This is a genomic window from Staphylococcus sp. FSL W8-1268 (assembly GCF_038003965.1).
In the GTDB taxonomy this organism is placed as follows: Bacteria; Bacillota; Bacilli; order Staphylococcales; family Staphylococcaceae; genus Staphylococcus; species Staphylococcus hominis.
In genome coordinates this window covers 673,873-689,780 of sequence record NZ_JBBOQE010000001.1, presented here as the reverse complement: position 1 = coordinate 689,780, position 15,908 = coordinate 673,873, and the positions used below count along the sequence as shown (strand labels likewise).

The window sequence follows — 15,908 nt, the reverse complement described above, 5'->3', positions numbered from 1 at the left end:
AGGGGATATTGCCCCTCATGTTTATACAGTTTCAACTTCTGTTGGTTGCGGAATACTGTCAGCTAAACCGTCGTCTGCTGGATCAGATGCAACAGTATCATGGAAGCCATAAGCAGCTTTGTTTTCTTCGATTGCTTGCGGTAATGTAGCAAATCCACGTTGTTTTTTAAGATAAACGCCAAATTCTGTTTCAAATTCAGCGATACCGTCTGCTTCATTAGTACGAGTGATACTATTCCAGTAACCTTGTCTATATTCAGCCTTATACTTACCTTCGCTATTTTGAACACGCTTATTGATTACCCATAACTCGTATGGTGTATCATCTTCTGTTGCGTCTTCGATTTCATCGCATAAAGTGTCTTTTTGGTCCATGTAGCAATTAATCGTTACAGTAGACTCTAATGTACCACCTGAGTTAACTGAGCCATCAAATGTAGCTTCTGTATCTCTGTCTTTCTCAGTTTCACGTTCTAATTCAGTGACTAACATTACTTTGTTAGCATCTTTTCTATCGCCTAATTTACGAATTAAAACTAATTCATCAGTACCTTGTTTTGTTGGCATAGGTTGAATACCTCCTAAATTTTTGTATTAAAAAAAGCAAGCCAATTTAATGACTTGCGTACTCTACACTTATAGTTGTATGTGACAACGTTTGATTAGTTTCTTGTTCTGTACTTTCATTCACACTTATTTGTGGGAGCGTCAATGTATATCCATCTAGTTGTATCTCATCTAGTAGGATAGATTGCACTTGAATGTATAACTCATCATTTTTACCTTTATCATCTTCTGTACACCAAATATGGATAATTGCAGTGGGACTACCACCATAGCTGTCAAAAGTTAAACGACTAATATCATCTCTAATAGATTGAATGGCGATAAAAGGATAAGGTAATTCTTGATTGAGTTCGCTTGTGCGAATGATAGGCACACCAAGTTCTTCAAACCTTGTATAAAGATAATTGAACAATTGCAAATTGACTGATTGCTTCATCGCATACCTCCTAATCTTCTATTAATCTTTCGAGGTCTGCTCTGACTTGTTTGGTGTATTTTTCATACACTGGAAACATAAACGTTCTAGGTCGCATCTTACGAGTACCGTATTCAAGAAAGCCACTGTACCCAGCTTTTGAAGTAATTACATAATTCAAATGTCCGACCTTTGTATCTTCAACCATTCTTGCTAAGTTACCAGTCCAATAACCAGCGTTCATTTTCTCTTTAGCTTCTAAAATTGTATCGCTAGCAAAATCAATCGCATTATTATGCAGCACTTCATCTACATCATCATCAATATTGTCATGCATATTTTGAAACTCTCTAATTAAGTCGTCTAAATCTCCACCGCCTACACGCATTACTTAACCTCCTCGATGTAGAACACTGTATCGTGTTCATAGTCAATTCTTTTGGTTATCTGATACTTAGTATCATTGATATAAGCATGCGTCACAGCAGGTTCAAAACGACCGTTTAAACGTATGATATTGATGTCTTTGTTGATGTCCCCATATTGCACCACTGTTTTTTGTGGACTTAATGGACTGATATTACATGGCATTGCATCATAGCGCTTTTCGTATGTTTCAGTTTTGCTTGTTTTAGGGTTATACTTTCCTTTCGTTTCTTTAGCAAACACGACTCTCTTGTTATATCTCAATAGAAAATACCTACCCCACGTTTACCTGTTGTTCGTGGTGTGTATTGATCTATTACATCCATATATTCGTCAAAGTCGTTTGCTTGAAACGTATTGGAACGCCCGTCTACGCTTTCTTGTGTCATACCTTCTGCGCCAACACGATTAAAGCGCTTGACTGCTACTTCTTCGACGATGTATTCCAATCTATCTGGAACTTCTTCGATACCGATAGGAAGTAAGCTAATCAAACGCTTTTCAGTGTTATCCATAATGCGAATAAGCAGTTTATCTTGTAAGTCATCTTTAATTGAGAGTAATAGCTTAACATTTTCTAATGTAGCCATATTATCCCTCCAATGTGTCTAAGATGTCTGCTTTTGTATCACTTTCAGATACTTCAATACCATGTTTATGTGCAATTTCAATTAATTCTGCTTTTGTGTTCTTACTATCAATAACCAACTTAATATATTGTTTATTGTATCTGTTATCAGCATGTAGTAATTGAGTAATACGTTCGTCTGTAATATCAGTAGGATAAATATCGCCCACTTCATATGGTTTGTTATCCTCTGCATCAACAAATGGTCGTACTACTTCGTATGAATAAGCCATGTGTCAGACCTCCTTAGATTAATTAGACAGTTTCAGTTGCACCTTCAGTTAATTTAGCAAATGCATTATCGTCTGCTACGTGGAATGAGAAGTCCATAGTTACACGTAGTGCAATCATTTCTTGTTCGAATAAGTTAACTGGTGTGCCATCAGCATTTGTTAGTGTAGAAATTTGACCTTCTTCTGAAATTTTGTAGCTCATATTATAAGGTACACCGTAGAACATTTTATTGAAATCTCCAGCGTATAAGTCACCTTTTTTAATTTCGTTAGATTTTAAATCTACAATTGGAATACCATCTAAAGTTTCATTTGATTTATCGTAATATTTTTCTTGAGTAACTTTATCGATAACGTTTCTTAACGCTGTTTTGTTTTGATTTTTAGAAATGAAAGCATTAGCTTCTACATCATGTTCTAACAACTCATCTTCTAACGCTAATACGTTTTCTAAAGTAATTGGACCATTTACAACATTATCAGCAGTTGTAACAGATTGTTCAATAGATTGTGTGAACGGATTATCTACGTTTAATACGCATGCTTCATCAATTTTGTTGTAAAATGCTTCTGCAATTTGTGGTTTCATCTTTTCGAAGAATTGAGAATAAGTGTAATTTAAATATTCACGAGTCGCTAATACGATTACACCTAGTTTGTGTGAACGCATTGTTGCTTGTACTACTGTTGGTTTAGTAGTTTGAATTTTTCTACCTTCTCCTACCCAGTAAGCGCCCGGTTTATCTGCCCAATAAGTGAAAGTTTTTTCTGACTTTCCACCCATATCTTGTACTCTACCTAATTGCATTACTTTTGAATTTTGTAATACCTCTAACATAATAGGCTCGTTAAAATCATTTAATAATGTACCATCTTTCATTTCGTGCATCATTACATTATCTGGATTAAAATCTTGTCGTTTTACATCTGCCATAAATTAATACCTCCGTTATTTTATAATTCTATTTTCATTAGCAAGTTGTTCGAATGACTTTCCACTTGCCTGACGATTGCCAAAACTGCTACTTTGATTACTTGGAGTAGATTGACGAGTAGCTTCTTTAACTTGCTCTTGTACTGCATTGTCAAAATCTGATTTGATTTCATTAATAGTTGATTTAATCTCTTCATTATCTTCAATTTTGATAAGCGCTTTAGCAAAAGAAGTGGGTAACTTCTGTTCTTTTAAATCAGCAATAACATCAGATTCTAACTCTCTAAGTGCTTGTGCTTTTTCACGTTCAGCAATTGCTTTCTCACGTTCTGATAATGCTTTTTCTTCTTTTTCTTTTTGAGTTAAATTAGCGTAGCTTTCACCTTCGGAACGTGCATTTTCAACAGCTTCTTTTAACCGTTGTTCGAATTTTTTCTCTTGATTTGCTAATGCTTTATTTACAGCTTTGTGTTTTTGACTATCTAACTCACTTTGAGTTAATTCAAAAACTTTTTTGTCATCATCGCCTTGTTTATCTCCACTTTGTTTATCTTTTCCTTCAGGATCATTTGGATTATCTTCAGCGAAATGCTGTAAATTTAGCTTTAATCGTTTAATTTCATTCATTTATATCGTCCTTTCAAACAGTCTTAACACGAATGATTTTACGCATAAAAAAAGCACCCATTATAGTGCGGTTAAGCCCAATAAAGTGTGCTGATATTTATGTTTATTACATTGTATTAATCCAGTTGATTACGTTATTAGCAGTTTAATGACTTACTTAGGTCATAGTTTAAATAAAATTCTTTGGTTCAAATGTTTTCTTCTTATCTTGCTTAGGTTTCGCTTGTGCTTGGTTACTAGGGTTTGTATCGTTCAGACGCTTTAATTCAGTGTGTACACCTTCCAACGCGCTTGCGATACGTTTGAGAGTTTCTAACATTTACTCATCTCCATTTTGTTCATCTACAAGGTCACATATCTCATAAGTGCCACAATCTATACACTCACGTTTAAAACCTGCAAAATTAGTTGGTGTGACTATTCTAATTACTTCTACATTGAGACTTTTGCAGTTTCGACATTGATAAAATGTTTCGTGTTTTACATAGTCGTTTAATTGATTGAAATGTTCTCCTGTTCTTAATTGAATACCATTATTCGCTAAAGACTGATAAAAACCTTTTAAACCAATTAAACTTTCAGTAGTTATCTTTTCCATTATTTAAACACTCCTAAAAAGTAAATACAGCATCTTTATTTGCGTTTACTTCATTAACAATAGCAGCTAACGTTTCATTATTAACATCCATTGCAATTTTTACAGTTTTCTTGTCTTCCGTTTTCTCCAACAATTCACGAATCAACTTTAATTCAGTAGCGATTTCTTTCAAATATTTCTCTTGCTCAGTCATATTATCACTCCGTAAATTTACTTAGATTATATTTACCTTTACGTTCTTCGAAGAACTTATCACGCCAGTCTTTCTTATGTGGAATAACGGTACATCTACAATTAGGATGCATAGGTGCAGCGTTAATACCCGGTTTCATATCTTTCACCTTAAAAACTTTTTCATTTAACGCTTGGCATACCTTACATACTTTTATTGTCTTTTTGATATTACCATCTTTATCTTTTTGATGTAGCACCTCTTGAGCAGTCACATATTCATACTCAGCATCTTCTCCATGTTGTTCTAACATATGACGTTTAGATGCTTCCATTTGCACTCTAGCTGTTTCTGTGATGAGCAATCGTTTAGCTTGTGAAGAAGTTGCCCCTGTATCTTTGCGTAAGCTTTTCACAAACTCATAAGGGTGTCTGCCACGTAGTAATACATGACGTGTGGTCTTTTGTACGTGTCGTCTTACCACGTCCATATCTGACCAAAGTCTTGTACTCCATTTATGTCCTTCAAATGGTGTGAATATGATTGTTTTAACGTCATTGATAGATACTTGAAGCGTTTCTCCTAAGATACCTGCTTGTTGCTCTAATGCACGATAATAAGCGCTCTCCATGTAGTTATACATAGATTGTTCAATCTTGGCATAAGCATAAGTCACGATAAGTCCTAGTTGCGCTTGAAGTAACTTCTCACGACTAACATACATCTTAGTATTGTAGGCTCTTAGTTCTGCACTAGCTTTATCACTAAAATCTTTATTCTCAACATACTGTTTTGCTTTCTGTTGGAACATTTGAACATCTACTGCATCAATCTTCTTCTTAGCCTCAATAAATGAAATACCTTCTTTAATTGCATACCTTGCATAGAAACGATTGATCTCATCTTCAATATCTTCATTCATCTCATCAACAATACGTTGTATCTCTTGAGCAATCTCATAATCTGATTTACTTTCTTCATCAATGATTTCCTTTGCTCTATCTTCCCAGTAGGACATAGACTATCACTCCTTAATATCAGTTTGGTTGTCTATACCCTGTCTGTACATACGTTCATCCGACTTTTGAAGTTGGATATCTTCTTCATTTTCAATACGTTCCATTTCTTGTTGTGGGTTGTCGATGAACGATACAATTGACATCAATGTTTGTTGACTGACTTGTCCACCAGCTTGTAAGTACATTTCCATTTCATCTTTGATTGACTTAGGTATATTACGTGTAAATGTAAATGTTAAATCTTGAATAGCATCTTTATCTAACTCACGATTGATACTCATAATTTGACCGATTAACTTATAACGTCTACGCAAGCCTTTTCGGAATAAACCTTCTTTGATTGCAGTACGTTGTTCTAGTCCGAATAACTTATATTTCATAGCTTCACCTGACTGATTGCCACCAAAGTTTTCGTCAGTCATATCTGGTGTGTTAGTAAACATATGAATGTTACGACTGATTCTATCTTTGTAGGCTTCGACACCATTTACATCATATTCTTTATAAATGTACTTAGCGTCTACGTTACCCTCTGTCGCCTTTTCTTCATTATCTCTATATACTTCCGGAGATAAGTGAATAACATTTGCTTTTTTTTGTTCTTCAACTGACATACCTTGAAAATCGATATTACCTTTAATGAATAACATTGCGTCATTTAAATCACTCATATAGTTAGCTGTGTCTGATTGTGCATTGTCATATAAGTCGATAAGTGGAATAACTTTCTCAAAGTCTCCACGACGCTTTTCATTATTGCTAAACTCTGTGATTGTTACCTTACCAAACGAATGTGGCTCTGGTGGTCTGCGTTCTTGTAGTGATAGGTTAGTAGACTTATTAGCATAAAAGAAATTAGTTGCATTAGGTGTAATGATGTCTACATTGTAAATATCTGTGTCGTCATATTCTCTTGTTGACGTTTGCCAGTATCTCACTGCGATTAAACTATTTTGTTCAATCGTATTATCGTAAATCACAAATGTATGACGTGGATCAGATTTATACAATCTCACTTCATCATCTTGATTACGGATAATATACTCATAAGCACGACCGAAGATAGACAAGTCTAGTCCGATTGAGCGGTTATGTGTGTCGATGTCGTTTAAGTTATGTAGCCCGTTAATCTTCTCTTGTGTACTTTCATCTTCTGTTTGTACTTGTATCGCATGACCAAAACAATAACCATTAATAAAGTCTGCGATGTATGATGCAAAGTCATGTGCTGCACGATTATCTGCTAAGTGTCTTTCTCTACGTCTACGATTACGCATAATATTGTAGTTAAGTCCTTGATAATAATCATCAAGCATTTGTAATCTAGGGACTTGCGCCTCTAAATGATGACTAATACATTTGCTAATGAAATCATAATCACCTAGTATCTCGCTTAATGTACCGTCGTAACGATATGTTTCTACTGCGTCACGTCTGTATATCTTATCTCGATGTTGTCGGTACTCTGCATCTCTTTCGAATTCATTTACTTTTAACAAGCGTTATCCCTCCTTATAAGCCCATTGATTTGATAGCGCTAATACTTTTTCTAATATTTGAACGTTTATTTGTTTGTGGCTTATAAAAACGTTCTACTGAATAGCGGAGTGCATCTATACAATGATTGTAAGTATCTACTGGCTCATTCAAATATTCGTCTGTATTTTTATCCTTTTGCCATGTGTAGTTATCAAATTCTTCAATAGTTTTGAAACAACGTTCATCTATTATTATGTCGAACTGCATTAAGAATTGAAGTCCTTGAACAACCGAGCCTTTACCTTTTCTTGTAGGCTTAATACGTTCAATGCCTAGTTTTTTAATTTCTTGAATACTCTTTTGCTCTGCACTATCGGCAGTAATTTCTTCTTTAGCGTAACCTAATTGCTTTATTGTTTTAGCAATTTCATTATTTAACATTCCAGTCTTAACATATTCTTCAATGATATATAGCTTCTTATTTTCTTTATCTATTTTTACATGAACAAAAGCACTAGGATCATTCACATATCCAAAGTCGAGTCCAAAGTATGAAGGTAAATGTCTTAACTCATCTTTATTGAGCAATCGTTTCTCATACTTAGGAAATACTAATTTATCTAAAGTAGCGAATTGACCTAGTGCATATATTTTGTAATAAGCTGGATTACGTTTAGCTAATAACTCTAAGTTTTCACGAGTGATTTTATCTAAAAACTTATTATCCTTATAGCTAGATTGGCGTATCATTACACCTTCCATATCTTCACCATGTTCAAAGAAATACTTATACACCCAATTTAATTTAGATACTGGGTTGAACATCAAGAATATCTGTTTAAAATCATGTTTACGTTCTCTTAGACGCAATGTTAGTTGTGTATAGTCATTCAATGTAAATTCTGACGCCTCCTCCATAACAATGTCTGAGATACCTTTAATTGATTTAATCTTCTCTGGATTATCTAAACCTTTGAATAAGAATGTAGCACCATTAGGCAGCACTACTTTATTATCAGTTTTATTCCATTGGCACATATCCCATATACCGTAATCAATTAAGCAACTCTTAACATCTTCAAATAAACTATCTTTGATTGTCGACTGTACTTTTCTTAGCCACAACATACGTCTAGGAATAGGCCACTTCATTAATGCTTTAAGTACTACTTTTTGAATAACCCCATGTGACTTACCACTTGAACCTCCACCATAATGTACTTCGGTGAAATTCTCGTAATTAGTAAGTATCTCAAATATATTCTTGTTGAATATTTTTTCTGGGTGATTAAAATTAAGTTTAAGATTCGTCATTGTAATCACCTATGTTAATTTCGATATTACGTTGAGTGACTTCTTGTTTATCAGTCCACATCACATAATATTTACCTAATAATTCTAATGCTTTATTCTGATCACTTATCTTAGGTGGCTTTTTAACTAACTCAATACTTTCGTCATATACAAGATTATATTTTTCAGTAGAAGGGTTGAGTTTATAATCACCTTTTTTTGTTACTACCGGCTCTATTTCTACCGTATTACCTCTTGCTGTATTAGTTAAGCGATACAAAACCTCTTTTGCACTCATTATTTGTTCATCAAAAAGTTTTTCTTCTACCCCCTTTATGTAGCTTTGTATTTCATCATTCTTCAACATTCTTTGTCCTTGTGAATATGCTGTTTTTTTACTATATCCTGCTCTTATAGCCGATTTAGTAGCGTTACCACAACATTCTGTTCCGGGTATTGCGTAAGCTTCTGCAAATGTCTTTTGTCGTTTATTTAATTCAGTCATCTTATACTACCACCTACTTTACGTTAATAACTCTATAAATTTATAATAAAAAACCTACCTGAGTGTTCTCTCAGATAGGTCGTATACTTTTTAAAGGAGAAAAAAAGCATGGTAAAATGTCGTACTTATTAGCATGTCAAGGAACGTTTCCGCATTCCCTGTAACCATTGTAATTTTAAATTTATGTTCTTCGCAACAACTGTCATATCAGTCACTTACGTCATTTTTGTCATTGTAGTAAATATATCTTCTCTGCTAACTCATCTTTACGTGCTAAAAAGTTATTTCTATTCAATCGTGAGTTAGGCATAACTTTAATAATCTCATCTCTACGTTTAGCTTTCTTTAAATGATCTAGGAAAATAAAATCAACATGTCCTAACTTCTGCTGCGATTGATTAATAAATTCTACTTCTGCCAACATCTGTGCATGTCGTTTGCTCATTCTCTCACGACGTATAACAGTATCTTCCACCTTACTGCTATTTTGCCCCTGTGGTTTAGGTAACGTCGCTTGTATGCCATACTGTGCAATCGAATTACTATCACAATCTGGTATTACAGTAATTAAGTATTTACATGTCATTTGGTAGTTATCAATCATGTTTAATATTGCTTCTTTTGAATACAATCGATTTCCTCCTTAATCTTCATATTTACTTAATCTATGTTCTAATAACTTTATTTGATATTCCTTACCTTCCATATTCCCTCTTAATTTTGCATTCTCTATTGCAAAACCAAATGTTAATAATATTAAAAATACACATATGATAATAAGCCAACTCATTCTGCTACCTCCAAATTAGGTTTATGTTGTAACACACGACCACCACATATTTCTGCACATTTCTTAGCTGTCTCCCACTTTCTATAATGTGTTGCCTTTAAAGCATTTTCTGTACAAGTGAAAATTGTAGTAGTAGGAAATAGACCGTGTTTTTTCCAATATTCGTAAGCATCGTGTTTGCATTCCACTAAATAAGTGCCTTTATTAACTTCTACTATATATTTACCGATTGTGTTTGTTTGATACTCTACTTCGTATTCAGCTTTGATTTCATTTGTTATTAATTCAGTTCTACGTTTTTCAGCTAAATCCTTCCAATATTCTACATCTCTTTTTAAATTAGAAATCTCTATACCTTTACTTTCTAATTTTCTTTCAGTCTTCATCCATCTATAAAGAATATACGCCCATAAGAAAAATAGAAGGATTATAGAAATTATTTTTATCCAATCCACTACTCACTCACCTCTGCTTTAATTCTGTTCAAATCAATCTGATCTCCGTTCATCGCAAAGTCATTCGGTGCAGTATCAATATCATCTTCGCTTTCTAAAATAGTGATGAGTGGTTTAATAAGCAAGTATAGTAATCCTGCAAATAAAAGGTTAATTAATATGCGTTTAATCATCTGCATCATCTCCATGTTCGATATATTCTATAACGTGTTCCAATGCTGACTTATAAGTAATCGTTATTGAATCTTCTTGCTTTGATTCTTCAATATCGCTAATTACACTTTTTAATTTTCCGATTACTTCTTCACTACTTTTCATTCCGTTCACTCCTTATCCAGCTTGTTATTCTCGAATTGTTTTCTTTTACGTTCTTCAAATTCCTTACGTTTATTCCTAGTCTTCTTAGCAATCTTTTTATATTGACGCTCTTGTTCGGTATTTTCTAAATACATTTTGACAATCATTCCAACGTTTGCAGCTAATAGTATTAAAGCTAATATGATAAAAAATAAATTCGTCACTTTCCCAGCACCTCATATGTCTTTTTGAAAATATCTGGTTTAACTGGATAAAATTCTCCATTTACACCTTTGACAATATAGTCGCCAACATTAGCTGTCATTTCTCCCTCTAAAGTATTTATAAGAATGCAACTTTTAGTGGGTTCGTATTTAACTTTAGGCTTCGCCCAGAACAATATATCAATGGCACTATCTTTATTTACAAATTGAATAAACTCAATTTCTACTGGTTTTTTTCTTGCTTTTTTAATACTCATCTTCTCAGCACTTCCTTTACACGTTGATAAATATCGCCTTTATTCCCCTGTGCTTCCATACGCTCCTCTTTCCGACACTTCATCAAACTCTTGCACCTCCGTTGGCTCTGGTAACATCACTGGTGTAACAACCAATTGTGCTAGACGTGTGCCTGCTTTAACTACGATTGCCTCATCACCGATATTGTCTGTGATAATTCCAATCTCTTTGTTATACGTATGATCAATTGTTCCAAGTGCTACACGTAATTTTGTATCTTTTGATTTACCTGAACGTGGTCTTACTTGCGCCTCATATCCATACGCTAAATCAATCGCAATATGTGTTGGCACTACTTTTGTACTGTGCGCTAAAATTGTTGTATCTTCTGCAACATATAAATCTAATCCACTATCTGTCGGATTTGCTCTCGTTGGTAAAATTGCTTTCTCTGATAATAATTTAATTGGTAAAATTCCCATTTATTGTTCCTCCTCGAATTTTCTTTCAAGTCCTTCCATTTCTTGAATGATACCTTGCCAAGCATCTAGTTCTGTTTCTGCAATTTCATCTAATCCCGTAACGCAATCAGCATTTTGATACTGTCTAATTCTTGTATTTAAACTACTTCTCAAACTAATCCACATTTTTTCATGTCTATCCATTATTTTCTCTCCATTTCTTCTTCAATAATTTGAACTAAACGTAATGCTTGAATGTCAGACAAACCAAATCTATTACATCCTTTTAAGAAATCTTGTTCTTCTTTTGATAATTTATTTTTTGCATACTTTGTATAGTTGTATGTTGCAATTAAGTCCTTAACCACTCTAGTGACTACTGTTCTAAAAATTGATTTACCTACAAATTTAATTACGTTCTTCATTTATTGTTCCTCCAAATCACTTAATATTTGTTGAATATTCATTTTAGAAATATTTAATAGTTCAATTTGATAATTATTTAAAATCGATTTATCTACTTTCTCAATGTGCCATAATGCTTCTTGTAAGTTATCTATATCTTGAAACATTAATGGTCGGCCTCCCAATCACTTGGAATTTCATTAAAAATATCTCTTAAAAATTCATGGTCTTTTGGATCTAATGTTTCCCATGGCTTTAAATCTTTTACGTGATAAAGATTGACTTTTATCTCATCAAACGCCTCTGCCTTACGTTTAATGTCTGCAATGTCATTGATGAGTTCGTCACGTTGTTTCTTATAAGCGTCACGTTCTGAAATATGCTTCGAATTCTCTTTAAACCAAAATTCTGATTGTTTTTCAAAATACTCTTTTGAGCCAAAATGTAGTTTTGCCATTTACTCGTCCTCCGATAATCTTCTTGTTTCTACTGGTCCATACTCATTTTCTTTATTAACAATATCCAGTATTTCATCTACCGTTAAATTTCTTATAGGTTTGCTTATTAATTTTCCTCCATGCACTTTTGCGATTTCATATAAACCAGTCTTACGCAAATGTAAGTTGTGTAAATCTAATTCGTTAACAACGCTTAATAAATAATCATTTGTACTATCGAAGATGTATTGATTGCAGTTATCAAATCTTGGATAATATTCCATTAAATGTGGCGATTGCAAATATCTAATTTCATATTCTTCTGCGTTCATCTACTCGCCCTCCAATAATTCTGGGTTTTCGTAGATATTGCCTAATATCTTAAAAGGTCTACCTGCACCTATACCTGATAAATAGAAATTACGTTCTTTACGACTAAAACAAAGAGCGTCGTTACAATTTTTAATAAAGCCTATTTCTTTATATATATTTTCGACAATATCCCCTTCATAAATCTCAACACCGTTCTTATCTTTTAAGCCTGTTGATTGCATAGCGTCATAGAAAAATATAGGGTGTGCAAATTGTCCTGTTGGTTCAAATATAGTTATTTCAACTTCATCACGTTCTTTGTTTAAATCTAATTCTTCCCACTCGAGCATTTCTTTATTAGTTTTATCCCACACTCTAAATTTAGGTATCATCTCAAACACTCCCTGTTCCTTTTTATGTCACACTCACTAACTTTCATCGTCACTCTACTTCCTGCTACCTTAACCACAAAGCCTTTGACACCTAACTCACGTAACTCATGTTGTATTTGTGTAGGTGTCTTGCCTTGTGTGTATGATCGTTCACTCATTTATTGAAATGAACTTTCTCTAGGAATATACAAGCCAGCATAATAGAAGTTATTAAAATTATCTTTTTCTACACCTGCGTAATCTTCAATACTTTTAACTTCCATTCGTTCACCACATTCATGGCAATCTATTTCTTTTTCATCTGTATAAACATAGTGTTTACTTTTAGTTTTGCAATTAGGACAAATATATCTACATTGATATCTTTTTTGTCCGTCATCATCTACTTTGATACCTGTGTAAAAGTGAGATTTCTCATTAGACATCTCTTTATTCAATACATCTCCAATAGAAAAACCTTCCTGCTCTTTATGAGCGTAATTGTCATTGTGTGATTTCAAAGGTAATGTTCTTGAACGTTCTTTTATCTCTGTTGGTTCAATCTTTCTCGGAATTTCTGTTTTTGCCTCTTGTTTCTCAACTTTCTTAGTTACTGGTTTAGTTGCTGGAGTTGATTGTTTGTTAGTCAGTAATTTGATAACACTTAAAACTAACTCATCTCCACCCTCAATCGCATAAGTGACCGTACCGTCATTTTTATTAGTCATTCTGAATTTACTCACATTAGACACCTTCTCTTATCAATTCGTTATGTTTTAAAGCTAGTGCATTAATATTTATTGCTGTTTCTAACAGTTCTGGATCATCATACGCCATATCGTTTTGTTTAAGTTTTAACCACACTCGTCGGTCTACACATCGTAAATTTTCTAATCTGAAATCTCTATTATCATCGTTCATAAATATCACAACATGATTATGTGGAATTTTACCGTTAGCTTTTTCCCAAATATAATGATGATAAAGTTGCCAGCGCTTATTCCTATTCTTACTATGAGATATTTTAATTTTGATATATCCCCAGTCATCTACTCGTTTTGCTCCAATAGGTAAAGCAGTTAATTTATGGTTAGGTTGAAAACCAGCTTTCCCAACCTTATAGCCTATTTTTTCACTATTTCTATAAACAGCATTTTTTATATCGTGCAAATTCTTATTTGTTCCGAATTCTTTATTAAATAATTCTGTTATTTCTTTATAAGTTTTCTTACCTAGATACTGTTTAATGAAATTCAAATGTTTCTCTTTGTATCTCATAGCAATCACTCATCTAACATCTTAGGTAATGTAGCGTTAGCGTCTAATCTGTTATCTTGGAATTTCTGTGCCTGCAAGATTAAGTTACCGTTACTTACTATATTTTTGGCTACGTCTGATACAGCTTTAGATCGATTTAATTCTTCTTTTAATTCTTCGCCTTTCAAATCTTCATCACCTAGTCGTTCTAATTGAGCGAACAAGTGGTTATTCAAATCATTTAATGTGTTTTTCATACTTCTGCCTCCATTTTTTCGATTAATCTATCTGCATAATCTCTAGATTTTTTAATATCTGCTAGTTCATCATCTTTTCGTCTATCCCCTTACCTTGTTCAATTTCAACGGGAACCTTGCCTTTACCATAGACAAGTTCCCAACCTCTTAATTTTTGCTTGTAGTATCTTTTACGAACAGTCGAATCTCCGACATCAAAATACTTATATACGTCGCATAGTCGATATTTCTTACCGCCAATGTACACATCTGGAATATTTTTATATCTATCGTACATACGATCACTTCCAACCTTCTGAAATGACACCAACGCTTTTTACATTGGTAATATCTAACTGTCTATCAAATTCATTAGGACGTTCTTCTGCTAACGCCATTACACGTTCTTCTTCGTCTAGTGTTTCATCTTTTGCATCAATATAAGCTGTACCTTCGATTACAAAGTTAACTTTTAATTTGGCCATTGCTCATCACTCTCTTTCGTAATTTCGTCATATGCTTTCAATAAGAGTTGTGCAGTTTCGATGAAATTTTCAATACTGAGTTTGTTGTCGAACATTAAATCAATTCTTCCGAATTCTTCTTCATTAATAATCGGTTTTTTATTTTTGTAACAAACATCAAAAGCATTTTGGCAACCACTTGTTATTCTCATTCCTACTTTTTTATCTTCTTTGTTGTAAACACCACCAAATAAACTGTTTAAAGAAAATTCGTGATTAACATCTACTACTTGTTTTGAGTTTTTAATTTCTTCGCATACTCTTTCAAATTTATCTTCTGGCATATACTCTTTTGCAAAATCTTTCCAAATGTTATCCATTACTCATCACCTACCAATTCGCCATCTTTCCAGATGAGTGTCATTGTATTTTCGTCTTTCAACCAGAATTCTTTACTAAAGTCATCTTTTACTTGTTCAATAGAATTCCCAAACCATTGCGTTCCATCATTATCTTGAAATACTTCAAGCATTTCTGGAATTTCTGTTTCTTCCGTAATTTCTTCTTCCACTTCTACTGTGAAAGTTTCGTTTTCAAATATCCAACCAATTGAACCTATATTGCCGTCATGATCAATTTTTATTTGTCCCAACCTAGAAGAAGGAAAAACTTTACCTTTAACACCATTCTTCCAAGCCCACTCAATCAATTCTGGTAATGTCATTTCTACTTTTCGTTTAATCTTTACCATTCTTCATCTTCTCCTTTACGATTTCTAATGCTTCCTCTGGACTATGTGCGATACCATGTATCACATTGTGTTTTTCAAAGAAATCTCTGAACTTCACTTGTTCATCGCTCACTCGACCTTTTGGCTTCTTAATCTCTACTGCAACAAATTTTCCATCAGTTAATCTCACACCAAATACATCAGGAAATCCTTTCGGTAGCAGTTTGATTGTTCTGCCACCTACTCGAACTGTTCCAGCATTAGCACGCCAGACTTTGCAACCATTTGCGTTAAGTGTTTCAATAATTTGTTTTTGAATTTCACTTTCTCTCACGT

General features: G+C 33.6%; 37 protein-coding genes. All 37 read right to left on the bottom strand.

Annotated features, from left to right (window positions below; all coding sequences use genetic code 11):
* Positions 1 to 21 precede the first annotated feature (21 nt).
* The 37 genes from NST64_RS03505 to NST64_RS03325 all read right to left on the bottom strand — a co-directional run bounded on the left by NST64_RS03505 (position 22) and on the right by NST64_RS03325 (position 15,906).
* Positions 22 to 567 (bottom strand): phage major tail protein, TP901-1 family, encoded by a 546-nt coding sequence (locus NST64_RS03505; RefSeq protein WP_196306353.1) that lies wholly within the window; start codon positions 565 to 567, stop codon positions 22 to 24.
* Positions 568 to 613: 46 nt separating this feature from the next.
* Entirely contained in the window at positions 614 to 1,003 is a 390-nt protein-coding gene (locus tag NST64_RS03500) for a hypothetical protein (protein WP_340731082.1), read from the bottom strand.
* A 10-nt stretch (positions 1,004 to 1,013) separates the two neighbouring features.
* On the bottom strand, positions 1,014 to 1,370 hold the full coding sequence (locus NST64_RS03495) for an HK97-gp10 family putative phage morphogenesis protein (RefSeq protein WP_137689540.1): 357 nt from the start codon (positions 1,368 to 1,370) through the stop codon (positions 1,014 to 1,016).
* Positions 1,370 to 1,672 carry a hypothetical protein gene (locus NST64_RS03490; protein WP_340731081.1) on the bottom strand — a complete coding sequence of 101 codons (303 nt, stop codon included), beginning with the start codon at positions 1,670 to 1,672 and terminating at the stop codon, positions 1,370 to 1,372. Before NST64_RS03490 ends, NST64_RS03495 begins: the two co-directional genes overlap by 1 nt.
* Entirely contained in the window at positions 1,669 to 1,998 is a 330-nt protein-coding gene (locus NST64_RS03485) for a phage head-tail connector protein (RefSeq protein ID WP_340731080.1), read from the bottom strand. Before NST64_RS03485 ends, NST64_RS03490 begins: the two co-directional genes overlap by 4 nt.
* A 1-nt stretch (position 1,999) precedes the next feature.
* Positions 2,000 to 2,269, bottom strand: a complete 270-nt coding sequence (locus NST64_RS03480) for a hypothetical protein (RefSeq protein WP_070653615.1) — start codon at positions 2,267 to 2,269, stop codon at positions 2,000 to 2,002.
* Between the two features lie 22 nt (positions 2,270 to 2,291).
* Positions 2,292 to 3,203 (bottom strand): phage major capsid protein, encoded by a 912-nt coding sequence (locus tag NST64_RS03475; protein ID WP_340731079.1) that lies wholly within the window; start codon positions 3,201 to 3,203, stop codon positions 2,292 to 2,294.
* Between the two features lie 15 nt (positions 3,204 to 3,218).
* Entirely contained in the window at positions 3,219 to 3,830 is a 612-nt protein-coding gene (locus NST64_RS03470; protein WP_340731078.1) for a capsid assembly scaffolding protein Gp46 family protein, read from the bottom strand.
* 169 nt (positions 3,831 to 3,999) lie between these two features.
* The gene (locus tag NST64_RS03465) at positions 4,000 to 4,149 is read right to left on the bottom strand and encodes a hypothetical protein (protein ID WP_340731077.1); all 150 of its coding nucleotides are present in this window, start codon (positions 4,147 to 4,149) and stop codon (positions 4,000 to 4,002) included.
* Positions 4,150 to 4,428 carry a hypothetical protein gene (locus NST64_RS03460; RefSeq protein ID WP_340731076.1) on the bottom strand — a complete coding sequence of 93 codons (279 nt, stop codon included), beginning with the start codon at positions 4,426 to 4,428 and terminating at the stop codon, positions 4,150 to 4,152.
* Positions 4,429 to 4,441: 13 nt separating this feature from the next.
* Complete coding sequence (locus NST64_RS03455; RefSeq protein WP_340731075.1) at positions 4,442 to 4,621, bottom strand: hypothetical protein; 180 nt, start codon at positions 4,619 to 4,621, stop codon at positions 4,442 to 4,444.
* Positions 4,622 to 4,625: 4 nt separating this feature from the next.
* Positions 4,626 to 5,618: a minor capsid protein gene (locus NST64_RS03450; protein ID WP_340731074.1), complete on the bottom strand. Its 993-nt coding sequence runs from the start codon at positions 5,616 to 5,618 to the stop codon at positions 4,626 to 4,628.
* A gap of 6 nt (positions 5,619 to 5,624) precedes the next feature.
* Positions 5,625 to 7,118 (bottom strand): phage portal protein, encoded by a 1,494-nt coding sequence (locus NST64_RS03445; RefSeq protein WP_340731073.1) that lies wholly within the window; start codon positions 7,116 to 7,118, stop codon positions 5,625 to 5,627.
* Positions 7,119 to 7,131: 13 nt separating this feature from the next.
* Positions 7,132 to 8,412: a PBSX family phage terminase large subunit gene (locus tag NST64_RS03440; protein ID WP_340731072.1), complete on the bottom strand. Its 1,281-nt coding sequence runs from the start codon at positions 8,410 to 8,412 to the stop codon at positions 7,132 to 7,134.
* Positions 8,399 to 8,896, bottom strand: coding sequence for a terminase small subunit (locus NST64_RS03435; protein ID WP_340731071.1), 498 nt, complete (start codon positions 8,894 to 8,896; stop codon positions 8,399 to 8,401). The genes NST64_RS03440 and NST64_RS03435 overlap by 14 nt, the downstream gene beginning before the upstream one ends.
* Positions 8,897 to 9,125: 229 nt before the next feature.
* Complete coding sequence (locus tag NST64_RS03430) at positions 9,126 to 9,527, bottom strand: hypothetical protein (RefSeq protein WP_137689550.1); 402 nt, start codon at positions 9,525 to 9,527, stop codon at positions 9,126 to 9,128.
* Positions 9,528 to 9,539: 12 nt separating this feature from the next.
* A complete protein-coding gene (locus NST64_RS03425) occupies positions 9,540 to 9,686 on the bottom strand; it encodes a hypothetical protein (RefSeq protein ID WP_340731070.1) in 147 nt (48 codons plus the stop codon).
* On the bottom strand, positions 9,683 to 10,072 hold the full coding sequence (locus NST64_RS03420; protein ID WP_340731069.1) for a hypothetical protein: 390 nt from the start codon (positions 10,070 to 10,072) through the stop codon (positions 9,683 to 9,685). The genes NST64_RS03425 and NST64_RS03420 overlap by 4 nt, the downstream gene beginning before the upstream one ends.
* A gap of 68 nt (positions 10,073 to 10,140) precedes the next feature.
* Positions 10,141 to 10,314: a hypothetical protein gene (locus NST64_RS03415; protein WP_340731068.1), complete on the bottom strand. Its 174-nt coding sequence runs from the start codon at positions 10,312 to 10,314 to the stop codon at positions 10,141 to 10,143.
* Positions 10,307 to 10,459, bottom strand: coding sequence for a hypothetical protein (locus NST64_RS03410; RefSeq protein WP_340731067.1), 153 nt, complete (start codon positions 10,457 to 10,459; stop codon positions 10,307 to 10,309). Before NST64_RS03410 ends, NST64_RS03415 begins: the two co-directional genes overlap by 8 nt.
* A gap of 5 nt (positions 10,460 to 10,464) precedes the next feature.
* Positions 10,465 to 10,662: a hypothetical protein gene (locus tag NST64_RS03405; protein ID WP_340731066.1), complete on the bottom strand. Its 198-nt coding sequence runs from the start codon at positions 10,660 to 10,662 to the stop codon at positions 10,465 to 10,467.
* A complete protein-coding gene (locus NST64_RS03400) occupies positions 10,659 to 10,919 on the bottom strand; it encodes a hypothetical protein (protein ID WP_340731065.1) in 261 nt (86 codons plus the stop codon). The genes NST64_RS03405 and NST64_RS03400 overlap by 4 nt, the downstream gene beginning before the upstream one ends.
* Before the next feature lie 39 nt (positions 10,920 to 10,958).
* Positions 10,959 to 11,381, bottom strand: a complete 423-nt coding sequence (locus NST64_RS03395; protein ID WP_252908143.1) for a dUTP diphosphatase — start codon at positions 11,379 to 11,381, stop codon at positions 10,959 to 10,961.
* Entirely contained in the window at positions 11,382 to 11,564 is a 183-nt protein-coding gene (locus NST64_RS03390; RefSeq protein WP_340731064.1) for a hypothetical protein, read from the bottom strand.
* The gene (locus NST64_RS03385) at positions 11,564 to 11,785 is read right to left on the bottom strand and encodes a hypothetical protein (protein ID WP_340731063.1); all 222 of its coding nucleotides are present in this window, start codon (positions 11,783 to 11,785) and stop codon (positions 11,564 to 11,566) included. Before NST64_RS03385 ends, NST64_RS03390 begins: the two co-directional genes overlap by 1 nt.
* The gene (locus NST64_RS03380) at positions 11,786 to 11,932 is read right to left on the bottom strand and encodes a hypothetical protein (protein ID WP_340731062.1); all 147 of its coding nucleotides are present in this window, start codon (positions 11,930 to 11,932) and stop codon (positions 11,786 to 11,788) included. It lies immediately after the preceding gene.
* Entirely contained in the window at positions 11,932 to 12,222 is a 291-nt protein-coding gene (locus NST64_RS03375) for a hypothetical protein (RefSeq protein ID WP_340731061.1), read from the bottom strand. The genes NST64_RS03380 and NST64_RS03375 overlap by 1 nt, the downstream gene beginning before the upstream one ends.
* On the bottom strand, positions 12,223 to 12,534 hold the full coding sequence (locus NST64_RS03370) for a hypothetical protein (protein WP_340731060.1): 312 nt from the start codon (positions 12,532 to 12,534) through the stop codon (positions 12,223 to 12,225).
* Positions 12,535 to 12,906 carry a YopX family protein gene (locus tag NST64_RS03365; RefSeq protein WP_340731059.1) on the bottom strand — a complete coding sequence of 124 codons (372 nt, stop codon included), beginning with the start codon at positions 12,904 to 12,906 and terminating at the stop codon, positions 12,535 to 12,537. It lies immediately after the preceding gene.
* 158 nt (positions 12,907 to 13,064) lie between these two features.
* A complete protein-coding gene (locus NST64_RS03360; RefSeq protein ID WP_340731058.1) occupies positions 13,065 to 13,628 on the bottom strand; it encodes a hypothetical protein in 564 nt (187 codons plus the stop codon).
* A 1-nt stretch (position 13,629) separates the two neighbouring features.
* Positions 13,630 to 14,163, bottom strand: coding sequence for an HNH endonuclease signature motif containing protein (locus tag NST64_RS03355; protein ID WP_340731057.1), 534 nt, complete (start codon positions 14,161 to 14,163; stop codon positions 13,630 to 13,632).
* Between the two features lie 5 nt (positions 14,164 to 14,168).
* Complete coding sequence (locus tag NST64_RS03350; protein WP_064206950.1) at positions 14,169 to 14,399, bottom strand: hypothetical protein; 231 nt, start codon at positions 14,397 to 14,399, stop codon at positions 14,169 to 14,171.
* Positions 14,400 to 14,460: 61 nt separating this feature from the next.
* A complete protein-coding gene (locus tag NST64_RS03345) occupies positions 14,461 to 14,706 on the bottom strand; it encodes a hypothetical protein (RefSeq protein ID WP_340731056.1) in 246 nt (81 codons plus the stop codon).
* On the bottom strand, positions 14,681 to 14,863 hold the full coding sequence (locus tag NST64_RS03340; protein ID WP_049431359.1) for a hypothetical protein: 183 nt from the start codon (positions 14,861 to 14,863) through the stop codon (positions 14,681 to 14,683). Before NST64_RS03340 ends, NST64_RS03345 begins: the two co-directional genes overlap by 26 nt.
* Complete coding sequence (locus tag NST64_RS03335) at positions 14,851 to 15,222, bottom strand: hypothetical protein (protein WP_340731055.1); 372 nt, start codon at positions 15,220 to 15,222, stop codon at positions 14,851 to 14,853. Before NST64_RS03335 ends, NST64_RS03340 begins: the two co-directional genes overlap by 13 nt.
* The gene (locus NST64_RS03330) at positions 15,222 to 15,593 is read right to left on the bottom strand and encodes a hypothetical protein (protein ID WP_340731054.1); all 372 of its coding nucleotides are present in this window, start codon (positions 15,591 to 15,593) and stop codon (positions 15,222 to 15,224) included. The genes NST64_RS03335 and NST64_RS03330 overlap by 1 nt, the downstream gene beginning before the upstream one ends.
* Positions 15,580 to 15,906: a VRR-NUC domain-containing protein gene (locus tag NST64_RS03325; protein WP_049414093.1), complete on the bottom strand. Its 327-nt coding sequence runs from the start codon at positions 15,904 to 15,906 to the stop codon at positions 15,580 to 15,582. Before NST64_RS03325 ends, NST64_RS03330 begins: the two co-directional genes overlap by 14 nt.
* Positions 15,907 to 15,908 lie beyond the last annotated feature (2 nt).

What these genes read in the sequence shown, in the direction of transcription:
- NST64_RS03505 (WP_196306353.1), bottom strand. Translation starts at nt 567, where the DNA reads ATGCCAACAAAACAAGGTACTGATGAATTAGTTTTAATTCGTAAATTA.
- NST64_RS03500 (WP_340731082.1), bottom strand. Translation starts at nt 1,003, where the DNA reads ATGAAGCAATCAGTCAATTTGCAATTGTTCAATTATCTTTATACAAGG.
- NST64_RS03495 (WP_137689540.1), bottom strand. Translation starts at nt 1,370, where the DNA reads ATGCGTGTAGGCGGTGGAGATTTAGACGACTTAATTAGAGAGTTTCAA.
- NST64_RS03485 (WP_340731080.1), bottom strand. Translation starts at nt 1,998, where the DNA reads ATGGCTACATTAGAAAATGTTAAGCTATTACTCTCAATTAAAGATGAC.
- NST64_RS03480 (WP_070653615.1), bottom strand. Translation starts at nt 2,269, where the DNA reads ATGGCTTATTCATACGAAGTAGTACGACCATTTGTTGATGCAGAGGAT.
- NST64_RS03475 (WP_340731079.1), bottom strand. Translation starts at nt 3,203, where the DNA reads ATGGCAGATGTAAAACGACAAGATTTTAATCCAGATAATGTAATGATG.
- NST64_RS03470 (WP_340731078.1), bottom strand. Translation starts at nt 3,830, where the DNA reads ATGAATGAAATTAAACGATTAAAGCTAAATTTACAGCATTTCGCTGAA.
- NST64_RS03465 (WP_340731077.1), bottom strand. Translation starts at nt 4,149, where the DNA reads ATGTTAGAAACTCTCAAACGTATCGCAAGCGCGTTGGAAGGTGTACAC.
- NST64_RS03460 (WP_340731076.1), bottom strand. Translation starts at nt 4,428, where the DNA reads ATGGAAAAGATAACTACTGAAAGTTTAATTGGTTTAAAAGGTTTTTAT.
- NST64_RS03455 (WP_340731075.1), bottom strand. Translation starts at nt 4,621, where the DNA reads ATGACTGAGCAAGAGAAATATTTGAAAGAAATCGCTACTGAATTAAAG.
- NST64_RS03450 (WP_340731074.1), bottom strand. Translation starts at nt 5,618, where the DNA reads ATGTCCTACTGGGAAGATAGAGCAAAGGAAATCATTGATGAAGAAAGT.
- NST64_RS03440 (WP_340731072.1), bottom strand. Translation starts at nt 8,412, where the DNA reads ATGACGAATCTTAAACTTAATTTTAATCACCCAGAAAAAATATTCAAC.
- NST64_RS03435 (WP_340731071.1), bottom strand. Translation starts at nt 8,896, where the DNA reads ATGACTGAATTAAATAAACGACAAAAGACATTTGCAGAAGCTTACGCA.
- NST64_RS03425 (WP_340731070.1), bottom strand. Translation starts at nt 9,686, where the DNA reads ATGAGTTGGCTTATTATCATATGTGTATTTTTAATATTATTAACATTT.
- NST64_RS03420 (WP_340731069.1), bottom strand. Translation starts at nt 10,072, where the DNA reads ATGAAGACTGAAAGAAAATTAGAAAGTAAAGGTATAGAGATTTCTAAT.
- NST64_RS03415 (WP_340731068.1), bottom strand. Translation starts at nt 10,314, where the DNA reads ATGATTAAACGCATATTAATTAACCTTTTATTTGCAGGATTACTATAC.
- NST64_RS03410 (WP_340731067.1), bottom strand. Translation starts at nt 10,459, where the DNA reads ATGAAAAGTAGTGAAGAAGTAATCGGAAAATTAAAAAGTGTAATTAGC.
- NST64_RS03400 (WP_340731065.1), bottom strand. Translation starts at nt 10,919, where the DNA reads ATGAGTATTAAAAAAGCAAGAAAAAAACCAGTAGAAATTGAGTTTATT.
- NST64_RS03395 (WP_252908143.1), bottom strand. Translation starts at nt 11,381, where the DNA reads ATGGGAATTTTACCAATTAAATTATTATCAGAGAAAGCAATTTTACCA.
- NST64_RS03390 (WP_340731064.1), bottom strand. Translation starts at nt 11,564, where the DNA reads ATGGATAGACATGAAAAAATGTGGATTAGTTTGAGAAGTAGTTTAAAT.
- NST64_RS03385 (WP_340731063.1), bottom strand. Translation starts at nt 11,785, where the DNA reads ATGAAGAACGTAATTAAATTTGTAGGTAAATCAATTTTTAGAACAGTA.
- NST64_RS03380 (WP_340731062.1), bottom strand. Translation starts at nt 11,932, where the DNA reads ATGTTTCAAGATATAGATAACTTACAAGAAGCATTATGGCACATTGAG.
- NST64_RS03375 (WP_340731061.1), bottom strand. Translation starts at nt 12,222, where the DNA reads ATGGCAAAACTACATTTTGGCTCAAAAGAGTATTTTGAAAAACAATCA.
- NST64_RS03370 (WP_340731060.1), bottom strand. Translation starts at nt 12,534, where the DNA reads ATGAACGCAGAAGAATATGAAATTAGATATTTGCAATCGCCACATTTA.
- NST64_RS03365 (WP_340731059.1), bottom strand. Translation starts at nt 12,906, where the DNA reads ATGATACCTAAATTTAGAGTGTGGGATAAAACTAATAAAGAAATGCTC.
- NST64_RS03355 (WP_340731057.1), bottom strand. Translation starts at nt 14,163, where the DNA reads ATGAGATACAAAGAGAAACATTTGAATTTCATTAAACAGTATCTAGGT.
- NST64_RS03350 (WP_064206950.1), bottom strand. Translation starts at nt 14,399, where the DNA reads ATGAAAAACACATTAAATGATTTGAATAACCACTTGTTCGCTCAATTA.
- NST64_RS03340 (WP_049431359.1), bottom strand. Translation starts at nt 14,863, where the DNA reads ATGGCCAAATTAAAAGTTAACTTTGTAATCGAAGGTACAGCTTATATT.
- NST64_RS03335 (WP_340731055.1), bottom strand. Translation starts at nt 15,222, where the DNA reads ATGGATAACATTTGGAAAGATTTTGCAAAAGAGTATATGCCAGAAGAT.
- NST64_RS03330 (WP_340731054.1), bottom strand. Translation starts at nt 15,593, where the DNA reads ATGGTAAAGATTAAACGAAAAGTAGAAATGACATTACCAGAATTGATT.